At 64.1% G+C, this 13,640-nt stretch carries 8 protein-coding genes; 6 read left to right on the top strand and 2 right to left on the bottom strand.

Annotated features, from left to right (window positions below; translation table 11 throughout):
* Positions 1–41: 41 nt before the first annotated feature.
* From CH251_RS06990 to CH251_RS06970, 5 genes are all read left to right on the top strand, one after another.
* Positions 42–851 (top strand): hypothetical protein, encoded by an 810-nt coding sequence (locus CH251_RS06990; protein ID WP_094612477.1) that lies wholly within the window; start codon positions 42–44, stop codon positions 849–851.
* A gap of 212 nt (positions 852–1,063) precedes the next feature.
* On the top strand, positions 1,064–3,640 hold the full coding sequence (locus CH251_RS06985) for an aminotransferase class III-fold pyridoxal phosphate-dependent enzyme (protein ID WP_094612566.1): 2,577 nt from the start codon (positions 1,064–1,066) through the stop codon (positions 3,638–3,640).
* Between the two features lie 469 nt (positions 3,641–4,109).
* Positions 4,110–7,616 (top strand): DNA-directed RNA polymerase subunit beta, encoded by a 3,507-nt coding sequence (gene rpoB, locus CH251_RS06980; protein WP_094612476.1) that lies wholly within the window; start codon positions 4,110–4,112, stop codon positions 7,614–7,616.
* 97 nt (positions 7,617–7,713) lie between these two features.
* Positions 7,714–11,670 carry a DNA-directed RNA polymerase subunit beta' gene (locus tag CH251_RS06975; RefSeq protein WP_094612475.1) on the top strand — a complete coding sequence of 1,319 codons (3,957 nt, stop codon included), beginning with the start codon at positions 7,714–7,716 and terminating at the stop codon, positions 11,668–11,670.
* Between the two features lie 183 nt (positions 11,671–11,853).
* On the top strand, positions 11,854–12,243 hold the full coding sequence (locus CH251_RS06970) for a VOC family protein (RefSeq protein ID WP_094612565.1): 390 nt from the start codon (positions 11,854–11,856) through the stop codon (positions 12,241–12,243).
* Positions 12,244–12,255: 12 nt separating this feature from the next.
* Here CH251_RS06970 and CH251_RS06965 read toward each other — a convergent pair whose 3' ends face one another.
* A complete protein-coding gene (locus CH251_RS06965; RefSeq protein ID WP_094612474.1) occupies positions 12,256–12,618 on the bottom strand; it encodes a nuclear transport factor 2 family protein in 363 nt (120 codons plus the stop codon).
* Between the two features lie 76 nt (positions 12,619–12,694).
* Between CH251_RS06965 and CH251_RS06960 the strand changes: the two genes are divergently transcribed.
* Positions 12,695–13,189, top strand: a complete 495-nt coding sequence (locus CH251_RS06960) for a MarR family winged helix-turn-helix transcriptional regulator (RefSeq protein ID WP_094612564.1) — start codon at positions 12,695–12,697, stop codon at positions 13,187–13,189.
* Positions 13,190–13,217: 28 nt separating this feature from the next.
* Here the strand turns inward: CH251_RS06960 and CH251_RS06955 are convergent, their stop codons facing one another.
* Positions 13,218–13,640 (bottom strand): VOC family protein, encoded by a 423-nt coding sequence (locus tag CH251_RS06955; RefSeq protein ID WP_094612473.1) that lies wholly within the window; start codon positions 13,638–13,640, stop codon positions 13,218–13,220.

Below are 13,640 nucleotides of genomic sequence, written 5' to 3'. Positions count from 1 at the left end.
TTGTCCGTCTGTACCGAAGTGAGTTTCGAAGGAGTTCTGTAGTGCCTCCCCAGCGTCGCAAGATCGTTCCACCCACCACCACCAGCAAGGTTCGCCGCAAGGTGGCCGGTACCGGGAAGCCCACTGCTGCCAGCTCCGACACGGGCTCGACGACCGAGGGATCCGCGGCCGACGATACGACGGCTGTCACGACTCCATCGGCGAGCACGCCGGTTCTCGACAAGCCCGCGGCAGACAAGCCGGTTCTCGACAAGCCTGCACTCGACAAGTCCGCGACCGAGGAACCTGCACTCGACGAGTCCGCAACCGACGAGCCCGCTGCCGATTCCGCGTCGACCGACTCGTCCTCCGCCTCCGCGTCGGGTATCGGCTGGAAGCACGTGATCATCGTTGCGGTCATTGCCGTCGTGCTCGGCGCGTTCGCTGCGATTGCCGCGTTCAAGCCGTTCGCGACGATCGACAATTCGGCCTGGGTGGATTCCGCGGCCACGCAGGAAGTCACCTCGGCCGCGACCGATGCGTTGCAGACTCTGTACACGTACAAGGCCGCCACGATCGATGCCGATTTCGATGCGGCCCGTGCGGTGCTCAATCAGTCGATGCTCGACGAGTTCAACTCCACCGCCGAAACCACCAAATCTGCTGTGGTGCAGACGGATACGGGAACCGAGGCGATGGTCACCGATATCGGAGTCTCGCGGCTAGAGGACGGCATGGCCGAGTTGATCGCCAACGTGAACATCAGTGCCACCCAGAACGGCGTTGCCTCGGGCAGTGCCGAGGGGCCGTTGACGGTGAACATGGAGAAGGTCGACGGCACCTGGAAGCTGTCTGCCATCGACGATCAGTAGTAGCCCGGCCGGCATTCGACAAGGCCCCGTTCGACGCAGAAGCCCTGCTCGGACGGGGCTTTTTCGTGTGCTTTTCGGCCATCTGTCACCGGCTTTCCTTCGAGTTACCATCGCGTTTGCGTCCTGGCTTGGGACGAGCCCTGGTTGTTCGGGACAACCATTCGAAGCTCGACAGCCAGGGGTGGATCCGATGAAAACGGAGCATGCTGGTCATGACTGACACAACTATCGATTATTCCGTGGTGGAATCCAGGTCCGGTCGATCGGGGTTTGCCGAGCACGTCAATCCCGAACTGTATCGGCTGTTGTCTGCGCTGAATCTGGATCGCGAGTACGTGCGCGGCGACGGGACGGTTCTCTTCGACGCCTCGGGTCGTCGCTATCTCGACTTCGCCGGGGCGTACGGTGCGCTCCCGTTCGGGCACGGTCCGACTCCGATCTGGCAGGCGGTCAACGACGTTCGTTGCAGCGGGGAGGCGATTTTCGTACAGCCTTCGGTGCTGACCGCGGCCGGTGAACTGGCAGATCGGTTGGGGCGCATCGCACCCGACGGATTGACGCGGGCGACGTTCGTCAACAGTGGTACCGAGGCGACGGAGGTGGCGCTCAAGATCGCGCGAGCGCACACCGGTCGGCTGGGTGTACTGACCACCGGGAACAGTTTTCACGGCAAGACTCTCGGTGCTCTTTCTGCGACGGGAAACATCAAGTACCAGAGCGGTTTCGGTGCACCGGTCGAGGGCTTCGATCACATCGAATTCGGAGACTCGGACGCGCTCGACACGGCCTTGGCGGCGGCACCCGGGCACTACGCGGTGTTTCTGGTGGAGCCGATTCAGGGTGAGGGCGGAGTGGTGTGTCCGCCCGACGGTTACCTGCGCCGCGTGCGCGAGATCTGTGATCGGCACGGGGTGCTGATGGCTCTCGACGAGGTGCAGACCGGGCTCGGCCGGACCGGCAGGATGTTCGCGGCGGAGCACGAGGGTGTGGTGCCGGACATTCTGACCGTCGCCAAGGCACTCGGTGGCGGCATAGTGCCGGTGGGTGCGGTGTTGTGTGCGCCGAGGCTGGTGAACGAGAGTTTCGCGCTGCGCCACACGTCGACCTTCGCGGGGAACGCGTTGGCTGCGCGGGTGGGTATCGCGGTTCTCGACGAGTTGACTCGGGACGACTGCGCGGTGGTGGAGAATGTGGCCGTTCTCGGGCGGCAGTTGAAGAACGATCTGAGCGCGTTGGCCGAGAAGTATCCGTCGGTGGTCACCGAGGTGCGCGGGCGTGGGTTGTTGCTCGGCATGGAATTCACCGCGGACGTCAACATGGTCGGGCGGCAGTCGCTGCTGGGATCGATTGCCGACCAACACAATCTGGCGGTGGTGATCTGCTCGTACCTGCTCAATGTCGAGGGGATCCGAGTGGCTCCGACTCTGTTCGGTAACAGGGTGATTCGGATCGAACCGCCGCTGACGGTGTCGGCGGTGCAGTGCTCGCGTCTGGTCGCAGCACTGGATCGTGCACTGGGTTATGCGGCGGTGGGGGACATGGACGGATTGTTCGGGCATCTGCTGGGCCGTCCGACCGTCACCACTCCGCCTGCACTCGAGGCGATGCGTCCGGGTCGGACGCCCGATATCGCTGTGCGGCCCACGGATCGACGTTTCGCGTTCATTGCACATCCCCTCGATCTCGGGTTCTTCGCGGCGTTCGATCCGGCACTCGAGGTGTTCGACCACGGCGAGCGGCAGGATCTGCTCGAGCGGTTCGCAGCGTCGACGTCCGAGCTCGAACCCGCGTCGTTCGTCATCGGCAGTGGACGGGTCGTCGGGGGAGGGGAGGCGACGGCGCACGGAGATCTGATCGGGCTGCCGTACACCTCCGCGCAGTTGCTGCATCTGCCGCCCGAGCGTGCGCTGGCGGTGGTGGGCGGGGCTGTCGAGCTGGCGATCTCGCGCGGGGCGACGGTTGTCGGGTTGGGCGGCTATTCGTCGGTGATCACCGGGAACGGGTTGGGCCTCGGCGCGACGACGCGACCGATCACCACCGGCAACACGTTCACCGCTGCGGCTAGTCTGCGAGCTGTTCGACGCGTCTGCCGCGAACGCGATATCGATGTCGCGCGGGCTCGGGTGACGATTCTCGGTGCCGCCGGGGCGATCGGGCGAACCATCGGCAAGCAGTTGGCCGGCGAGGTCGGCAGCATCGTGCTGGTCGGTAGGCAGGGGGAGAGTTCGGTCATCGCGCCCAAGCTGTGGGCGGCCGCGCAGGAGATGGTGGCCAGCGCTCGGGTGGGTGCGGGTTCGGGAGATCTGGCCGAGGCCGCGCACGCGGTCGACGGCGATCTGGACGATCTGATCAGGTCGCGTCATGTCGAGTTCTTCACCGATCCTGTTGCTGCGGTGCAGGATTCGTTGATCGTCATCGCTGCGACGTCGGCACCGCATGCACTGATCGATCCGACGGACCTGATGGAGGGTGCCATCGTCTGTGACGTGGCGCAGCCGCCGAACATCGGCCGGGACGTGCGCAGTGAGCGGCCCGACGTCACGGTGTTCGACGGCGGCATCGTGCGGGTGCCGTCGGGTTCGGATTTCGGGTTGACCTACGGGTTGGCTCCGGGGCTGACGTATGCCTGCATGGCCGAGACGATGCTGATCGCGTTGTCGGGTGAGTTCGGTCTGCGCAGCATCGGCACCACCCTCGACGGCGACAGCGTCGAACGGTTGGGTGAACTGGCAGATGTCCACGGGTTCACGCTCGCCGAGGCCACGCGGTGGCGCGAGGCCGACCGGTAGACGGCAGGGGGGCGGGGCGCGTCGGCGTCCCCGCCTCCGGCTGCGTCAATGGACCATTGCATACGTCTCGGCGGTGCAGTGGTCCATCGACGCGACCGGTTCGAGTGCGGTCTCACGGAAAACGGATCGGGCCGAACCTCTTGACGAAGGGGGCGGCACGGTTCACTCTTGTCGTCAGGAGCACCCCCAGCGGTTTCGGGCGTCCGACAGGCGACACGCTTTCGTCGAGTCAGCGCGTGAATGGACCCCGGGTGCTACTTTTGATGCCCCCGTTGCGCTGTGCGCACATTTGGGGTACCTTTGGACGTTGCGCTGGCTGCCTCCTGTCCACCTCTCGATCGCTGTTACCCGAAAGCACGTTTTCGGGCCGCTGTGATGGGGATTCGGTCTGGTTGCACCAGCCGAAATTCGCCCCACATATAGCAAACAGATACAGCGGCGGTCGCACTGCACGAGCGACCCGCGTGAGGTGCTGGAAGGACGCATCTTGGCAGTCTCTAGCCAGACCAAGGCAGTTGTCGGAACACCGGGAGCCCCGAGGAGGGTTTCGTTCGCGAACATTCGCGAGCCGTTGGAGGTACCCGGTCTCCTCGATGTACAGACGGATTCGTTCGAATGGCTGGTAGGTGCGCAGAGTTGGCGTGACCGTGCCGCCGCCCGGGGAGACAGCAGTGTCGCCGGTGGACTCGAGGACATCCTGACCGAGCTCTCTCCGATCGAGGACTTCTCGGGCTCGATGTCTCTCTCCTTCTCCGACCCACGATTCGACGAGGTCAAGGCCTCGACCGATGAGTGCAAGGACAAGGACATGACGTACGCGGCTCCGCTGTTCGTCACGGCCGAGTTCATCAACAACAACACCGGTGAGATCAAGAGCCAGACGGTCTTCATGGGTGATTTCCCGATGATGACCGACAAGGGCACCTTCATCATCAACGGCACCGAGCGTGTCGTGGTGTCGCAGCTGGTGCGTTCTCCGGGCGTCTACTTCGATCATTCGATCGACAAGACCACCGAGAAGGACCTGCACAGCGTCAAGGTGATCCCCGGTCGTGGTGCGTGGCTCGAGTTCGACGTGGACAAGCGCGACACCGTCGGTGTCCGTATCGACCGCAAGCGTCGCCAGCCCGTCACGGTGCTGCTCAAGGCTCTCGGTTGGTCCACCGAGCAGATCACGGAGCGCTTCGGCTTCTCCGAGATCCTCATGGCCACGCTGGAGAAGGACAACACCGCCGGTACCGACGAGGCTCTCCTCGACATCTACCGCAAGCTGCGTCCGGGCGAGCCGCCGACCAAGGAGTCGGCGCAGACCCTGCTGGAGAACCTGTTCTTCAAGGACAAGCGCTACGACCTCGCTCGCGTGGGTCGCTACAAGATCAACAAGAAGCTCGGCCTCAACTCGGGTCAGCCCATCGTGGCGTCGACCCTCACCGAGGAAGACATCGTCGCGACCATCGAGTACCTGGTGCGTCTGCACGCAGGTGAGACCTCGATGACCGCACCCGACGGCGTCGAGGTTCCGGTCGAGGTCGACGACATCGACCACTTCGGCAACCGTCGTCTGCGTACCGTCGGCGAGCTCATCCAGAACCAGATCCGCGTGGGCCTGTCCCGCATGGAGCGCGTCGTGCGCGAACGTATGACGACTCAGGACGTCGAGGCGATCACGCCGCAGACCCTGATCAACATCCGTCCCGTCGTCGCTGCGATCAAGGAGTTCTTCGGAACCTCCCAGCTCTCGCAGTTCATGGACCAGAACAACCCGCTGTCGGGTCTGACGCACAAGCGTCGCCTGTCGGCACTGGGACCCGGCGGTCTCTCTCGTGAGCGCGCCGGCCTCGAGGTCCGCGACGTTCACCCGTCGCACTACGGCCGCATGTGCCCCATCGAGACCCCGGAAGGCCCGAACATCGGCCTGATCGGATCGCTCTCGGTGTACGCACGCGTCAACCCGTTCGGGTTCATCGAGACCCCGTACCGCAAGGTCGTCGACGGCAAGGTCACCGACGATGTCGATTACCTGACCGCCGACGAGGAGGATCGCCACACGCTCGCGCAGGCGAACTCTCCGGTCGACGATTCGGGTCGCTTCATCGAGGACAAGATTCTCGTCCGTCGTAAGGGTGGCGAGGTCGAGTTCGTCTCGTCCGACGACATCGACTACATGGACGTCTCGCCGCGCCAGATGGTGTCCGTCGCAACCGCGATGATTCCGTTCCTCGAGCACGACGATGCAAACCGTGCCCTGATGGGCGCGAACATGCAGCGTCAGGCCGTCCCGCTGGTTCGCAGCGAGTCGCCGATCGTCGGAACCGGCATGGAGCTGCGTGCAGCTGTCGACGCCGGTGACGTCGTCATCACCGAGAAGACCGGTGTCGTCGAAGAGGTCTCCGCCGATTACGTCACGGTCATGGCCGACGACGGATCGCGCAAGACCTACCGGATGCGTAAGTTCGCGCGTTCCAACCAGGGCACGTGCGCCAACCAGCGTCCGATCGTGGACGAGGGACAGCGCGTCGAGTCCGGCCAGGTCCTCGCCGACGGCCCATGCACCGAGAACGGTGAGATGGCACTCGGCAAGAACCTGCTGCTGGCGATCATGCCGTGGGAGGGCCACAACTACGAGGACGCGATCATCCTGTCGCAGCGCCTCGTGGAAGAGGACGTTCTCACCTCGATCCACATCGAGGAGCACGAGATCGATGCTCGCGACACCAAGCTCGGTGCCGAAGAGATCACTCGCGACATTCCGAACGTCTCCGACGAGGTCCTCGCAGACCTCGACGAGCGCGGCATCATCCGTATCGGTGCCGAGGTTCGTGACGGCGACGTGCTGGTCGGAAAGGTCACGCCGAAGGGCGAGACCGAGTTGACCCCCGAAGAGCGCCTGCTGCGCGCCATCTTCGGTGAGAAGGCTCGCGAAGTTCGCGACACCTCGCTCAAGGTTCCGCACGGCGAGAACGGAAAGGTCATCGGGATCCGCGTCTTCTCGCGCGACGACGACGACGATCTGCCTCCCGGCGTCAACGAGCTGGTCCGCGTCTACGTGGCTCAGAAGCGCAAGATCCAGGACGGCGACAAGCTCGCCGGCCGTCACGGCAACAAGGGCGTCATCGGCAAGATCCTCCCGCAGGAGGACATGCCGTTCCTGCCCGACGGCACGCCGATCGACATCATCCTCAACACCCACGGTGTTCCGCGTCGTATGAACATCGGTCAGGTCCTCGAAACCCACCTGGGTTGGATCGGCAAGACCGGTTGGAACGTCCAGATCGCCGCGGACGGCACGAAGCCCGATTGGGCCGAGCGTCTGCCCGAGGAGATGTTGGCGGCTCCGGCCGACAGCAACATCGCCACCCCGGTGTTCGACGGTGCCAAGGAAAATCAGCTCGCCGGCCTGCTGGAGAGCACGATTCCCAACCGCGACGGCGAGCAGATGGTCGGATCCGACGGAAAGGCCACGTTGTTCGACGGCCGCTCCGGCGAGCCGTTCCCGTACCCGGTGTCGGTGGGCTACATGTACATCATCAAGCTGCACCACTTGGTCGACGACAAGATCCACGCTCGTTCGACCGGGCCGTACTCGATGATCACGCAGCAGCCCCTCGGTGGTAAGGCGCAGTTCGGTGGTCAGCGCTTCGGTGAGATGGAGTGCTGGGCCATGCAGGCCTACGGTGCCGCGTACACGCTGCAGGAGCTTCTCACCATCAAGTCGGACGACGTTGTCGGCCGCGTGAAGGTGTACGAGGCGATCGTCAAGGGCGAGAACATCCCGGAGCCCGGTATCCCCGAGTCCTTCAAGGTGCTCCTCAAGGAGCTCCAGTCGCTGTGCCTCAACGTGGAGGTGCTGTCCTCGGACGGCGCAGCCATCACGATGGCCGACGGTGACGACGAAGACCTCGAGCGTGCCGCAGCCAACCTGGGAATCAACCTCTCCCGCAACGAAGCTGCCACGGTCGACGACCTCGCTCAGTAGTTCTGTGATCCCCGTGCCTGCGTCACCGCAGGCACGGGGGTGATCACGCTTTTTCTGATTCGGTATCACAACACCCATAACGGGGAAAGGAAGTTACGTGCTCGACGTCAACTTCTTCGATGAACTTCGCATTGGCCTTGCCACTGCGGACGACATCCGTCAGTGGTCCTACGGCGAGGTCAAGAAGCCGGAGACCATCAACTACCGCACGCTCAAGCCCGAGAAGGACGGCCTCTTCTGCGAGAAGATCTTCGGCCCCACCCGGGACTGGGAGTGCTACTGCGGCAAGTACAAGCGCGTCCGCTTCAAGGGCATCATCTGTGAGCGTTGTGGCGTCGAGGTCACTCGCGCCAAGGTGCGTCGTGAGCGCATGGGCCACATCGAACTGGCCGCTCCCGTCACGCACATCTGGTACTTCAAGGGCGTGCCGTCGCGTCTGGGCTACCTGCTCGACCTGGCTCCGAAGGATCTCGAGAAGATCATCTACTTCGCTGCCTACGTCATCACCACGGTCGACGACGAGCTCCGTCACAACGAGCTCTCGACGCTGGAGGCCGAGATGGAGGTCGAGAAGAAGGCCGTCGCAGATCAGCGCGACGCCGATCTCGAGGCTCGTGCGCAGAAGCTCGAAGCCGACATCGCCGAGCTCGAAGCCGAGGGTGCCAAGTCCGACGTGCGCCGCAAGGTCAAGGACGGCGGCGAGCGCGAGATGCGTCAGCTCCGTGACCGTGCGCAGCGTGAGCTCGATCGTCTCGAGGAGATCTGGACCACGTTCACCAAGCTCGCTCCCAAGCAGCTCATCGTCGACGAGCTCATCTACCGCGAGCTCATCGACCGGTACGGCGAGTACTTCACCGGTGCCATGGGTGCCGAGTCGATCCAGAAGCTCATGCAGACCTTCGACATCGACGCCGAGGCGGAGTCTCTTCGCGAGACCATCCGTAGCGGCAAGGGTCAGAAGAAGCTGCGTGCGCTCAAGCGTCTGAAGGTCGTCGCTGCGTTCCAGGCCGGCCGTAACTCCCCGATGGGCATGGTCCTGGACGCTGTCCCGGTCATCCCACCGGAGCTTCGTCCGATGGTGCAGCTCGACGGTGGACGTTTCGCGACGTCCGACCTCAACGACCTGTACCGCCGCGTCATCAACCGCAACAACCGCCTCAAGCGTCTGATCGACCTCGGTGCTCCCGAGATCATCGTCAACAACGAGAAGCGGATGCTGCAGGAGTCGGTCGACGCCCTGTTCGACAACGGCCGTCGTGGACGTCCGGTCACCGGACCGGGTAACCGTCCGCTGAAGTCGCTCTCCGACTTGCTCAAGGGCAAGCAGGGTCGATTCCGTCAGAACCTTCTCGGCAAGCGCGTCGACTACTCGGGCCGTTCGGTCATCGTCGTCGGCCCGCAGCTCAAGCTGCACCAGTGTGGTCTGCCGAAGCTGATGGCCCTCGAGCTGTTCAAGCCGTTCGTGATGAAGCGTCTGGTGGATCTGAACCACGCGCAGAACATCAAGTCGGCCAAGCGCATGGTCGAGCGTCAGCGTCCGCAGGTGTGGGACGTTCTCGAAGAGGTCATCGCCGAGCACCCCGTGCTGCTGAACCGTGCACCCACCCTGCACCGGTTGGGCATCCAGGCGTTCGAGCCGCAGCTCGTCGAGGGCAAGGCAATCCAGCTGCACCCGCTCGTGTGTGAGGCGTTCAACGCCGACTTCGACGGTGACCAGATGGCTGTCCACCTCCCGCTGTCCGCCGAGGCTCAGGCCGAGGCACGCGTGCTGATGCTGTCCTCGAACAACATCCTCTCGCCGGCATCGGGCCGTCCGCTCGCCATGCCGCGTCTGGACATGGTGACGGGTCTGTACCACCTGACGCGTCTCGACGCCGGTGCTGTCGGTGAGCGTTCCGACGCCAAGACCGATCAGGCCGAGTTCGGGGCGTACTCCTCCCCGGCAGAGGCTCAGATGGCCGTCGATCGTGGATCGCTCACGGTTCAGTCGCAGATTCGGGTTCGTCTCACCACGCAGCGCCCGCCGCGTGACATCGAGAACGAGCTGTTCCCCGAGGGCTGGAACCGCGGCGACGCATGGACCGCAGAGACCACTCTGGGACGCGTTCTCTTCAACGAGCTGCTTCCGGCGGACTACCCGTTCGTCAACGAGCAGATGCCGAAGAAGCGTCAGTCGACCATCATCAACGATCTCGCCGAGCGTTACCCGATGATCGTCGTCGCACAGACCGTCGACAAGCTCAAGGACGCAGGCTTCTACTGGGCCACGCGTTCGGGTGTCACAATCTCGATCTCCGACGTCCTCGTGCCGCCGGAGAAGCCGCAGATCATGGAGACCTTCGAGGCTCAGGCCGATCAGATCGAGAAGAAGTACCAGCGTGGCGCACTCGACAAGGTCGAGCGCAACTCCGCACTGGTCAAGATCTGGCAGGACGCGACCGAGCAGGTCGGTAAGGCCATGGAGGCCCACTTCCCCGACGACAACCCGATCCCGATGATCGTGAAGTCCGGCGCAGCCGGAAACATGACTCAGGTTCGCTCGCTCGCCGGCATGAAGGGCTTGGTGACGAACCCGAAGGGTGAGTTCATCCCGCGTCCGATCAAGTCTTCCTTCAAGGAAGGCCTGACGGTCCTCGAGTACTTCATCAACACGCACGGTGCTCGTAAGGGTCTGGCCGACACGGCGCTTCGTACCGCCGACTCGGGCTACCTGACGCGTCGTCTGGTCGACGTCTCGCAGGATGTCATCGTTCGGGAAACCGACTGTGGCACCGAGCGCGGCATCGTCACGACGATCGCGGAGAAGACCGCCGACGGCAAGATGATCCGCGACGCTCACGTCGAGACCAGCACGTACGCCCGCACCTTGGCGAACGACGCTGTCGACGAGAACGGCACGGTCATCGTCGCTCGTGGACACGATCTCGGTGACCCGGCCATCGATGCGCTGCTCGCTGCGGGCATCACGTCGGTCAAGGTTCGCTCGGTGCTCACCTGCACCACGGGAACCGGCGTCTGCGCCACCTGCTACGGCCGCTCGATGGCCACCGGCAAGCTGGTCGACATCGGTGAGGCCGTCGGTATCGTTGCCGCACAGTCCATCGGTGAGCCCGGAACCCAGCTGACCATGCGTACCTTCCACCAGGGTGGTGTCGCCGGAGATGACATCACCGGTGGTCTGCCTCGCGTGCAGGAGCTGTTCGAGGCACGTGTGCCGAAGGGCAAGGCTCCGATCGCGGACGTGTCGGGACGCATCCAGCTCGAGGACGGCGATCGTTTCTACAAGATCACCATCGTCCCGGACGACGGCGGCGAAGAGGTTGTCTACGACAAGCTCTCCAAGCGTCAGCGTCTGCGCGTCTTCAAGCACGACGACGGCACCGAGCGCCTTCTGGCGGACGGTGACCACGTCGAGGTCGGCCAGCAGCTCATGGAAGGTGCTGCCGATCCGCACGAGGTCCTGCGTGTGATGGGTCCCCGTCAGGTGCAGATCCACCTCGTCAACGAGGTCCAGGAGGTGTACCGGTCGCAGGGTGTGTCGATTCACGACAAGCACATCGAGACCATCGTGCGCCAGATGCTCCGTCGCGTGACGATCATCGACAGCGGCTCCACCGAATTCCTGCCCGGTTCATTGACCGAGCGCAGCGAATTCGAGTCGAGCAACCGTCGCGTCGTCTCCGAGGGTGGCGAGCCCGCAGCCGGACGTCCGGTACTGATGGGTATCACCAAGGCGTCGCTGGCCACCGACTCGTGGCTGTCGGCAGCGTCCTTCCAGGAGACCACTCGTGTGCTCACCGATGCGGCGATCAACTGCCGTAGCGACAAGCTCATAGGTCTCAAGGAGAACGTCATCATCGGTAAGCTCATCCCGGCTGGTACCGGCATCAACCGGTACCGGAACATCACGGTGCAGCCGACCGAAGAGGCACGCGCCGCGGCATACGCGGTGCCGTCGTACGACGATCAGTACTACAGCCCGGACGGCTTCGGCCAGGGAACCGGTGCTGCAGTGCCGCTCGACGACTACGGTTTCTCCAACGAATACCGCTAGAGCGACTCCGTCGCACGTGAGCAGAACCTCGTAGTCCACTACGAATTTCCGCTCACGACGACAGAGCCCGCAGACACGAGCCCCGCATCGACTTCGGTCGATGCGGGGCTCTTGTCGTATCTGGTGGAGAGTTCGTATCGGCGTCCGCGGGGAGTTTTCCGTGCCACTCGGGTCAGTAACGGCATGACCAACCCAGAATCCAGCACCATCGTGAACATCGGCGTGGCCATGTTCACCGTCTCGGACCAGGACGCGGCTCTCGAGTTCTATTCGCGTGTACTCGGCTTCGAGCTACGCGACGATACGCGTTTCGGTCCCGAGGGCGAATATCGGTGGGTCGAGGTGGCACCGCCCGGTTCGACGGCGCGGCTCGCCCTGAATCCGCCTATGGGTGATTCGCCCGGCGGGTCCTCCATCGGTGTCGAAACTTCCGACGTCGCGGCGGAACATGCGCGACTGAGCGCGATCGGCGGTGTCGACATGGACGCGATTTCCGGGACGGAGGACGGTGCGCCGCCCATGTTCGCGCTGCGTGATCCCGACGGCAATTCGGTGTGGGTCGTGCAAGCCTGACGGGGCGACCGGCTATTTCCGGTCGATGAACGTGTACAGCTCGGCGATCGTGCCGTCCTTGATGACGGCGAAGTCCTGGCCGGTGACGACGGCTGGGGCGTCGGGTGGCGAGAGTGCCCAGGAGATGCGTGCGACGTCGCCCAGCACGGCGGGTTCGACTGTGACGGAGAAGGACAGGCCGGCGGAGTCGGTGAGGAGTGCGGTGATCGCGTCGATGACGGCGTCGCGTCCGGTCGCGGTGTTCTCGGCGTCGTAGAACACCGCGTCCGGGTGGTACAGGGCTTCGATCAGCTCGCGTCGTCGGTCGGCGTCGGTGGTGTTGAAAACCTCGACGACGTTGCGACGTACCAACTCGGCGTGCGACGTGCTGTCCATGGTTGGCCCCTAAGGTTGGTGGTCGGGGTTCGGTGCGCCACCGCCCCGGCCTTCAGCATCTCAGAAAGTGCGTGACATGTCACCTAATAGCTCCGAGGGTAGCCCGTGGTTGACGACTACTCAGGAGTCGGCCTGGCGCGCTTACATGGGGTTGTCGCTGCAGATGACGTTCGAGATGAACCGGCAGCTGACCGAGGGGCACGGTCTTTCCCTGGCCGACTACTCGGTTCTCGTTGCGCTGGCGGACAGTCCCGACGGCCGGTGCCGAGTGACCGACCTGGCGGCCGAGATCGGCTGGGAGCGCAGCCGGGCCTCTCACCACCTCGCTCGGATGTGTGCACGGGGACTCACCGATCGGGCGGTCTCGACCACCGACGGCCGCGCCACGGATGCCGTTCTGACCGAGGCGGGCCGGGCGGCTCTGGACGCGTCGGCACCGGGTCACGTCGAGCTGGTGCATCGTCTGTTCTTCGACGGATTGGCAACCGAGGAGGTCGACGCTCTCGGATCGATCCTCACTCGTCTGCGCGACCACGTGCGAACCAATGGGACGCTGCCCCGGCCGCAGTGACACCTCCATCAGGTCGCTACGGGGCGAATCACTCGTGATGGCAGACGGCCTCGAGGTCGATGCCGTTGAGGTCGCGCACGAATGATCCGTAGTACGTGGCGTGGTATTCCGGCTGCAGTCCCGGCGACCGGAGCTCGACTGCTCCTGCGGACAGTGCTGCGGCGTGGAAGGCATCGACGGTGGCTCGATCCGGGGCGCTGAAGGCGAGATGGGTGTGCGGTCCGATGGCCGATCCCGGGGCGTCGACGATCCAGAAGAAGGGCTTCAACTGCGCCCAACCGAACGCGATCATGGCGAGCTGGTTCGCCTCGGGGGTATGCGGTACTCGCATGATTTCGCTGATTCCCAGCGGTTTCAGTGCAGCACCGTAGAACTCGGCGCTGGCGGCAAGATCGGCGACGCCGATGTTGAGGTGGTCGATTTGGGAGCCCGTGCGGTCGATGTTCGTCAT

The sequence above is a fragment of the Rhodococcus sp. 06-462-5 genome (assembly GCF_002258315.1).
GTDB lineage: Bacteria > Actinomycetota > Actinomycetes > Mycobacteriales > Mycobacteriaceae > Rhodococcoides.
This window is presented reverse-complemented; position numbering and strand designations above follow the sequence as displayed.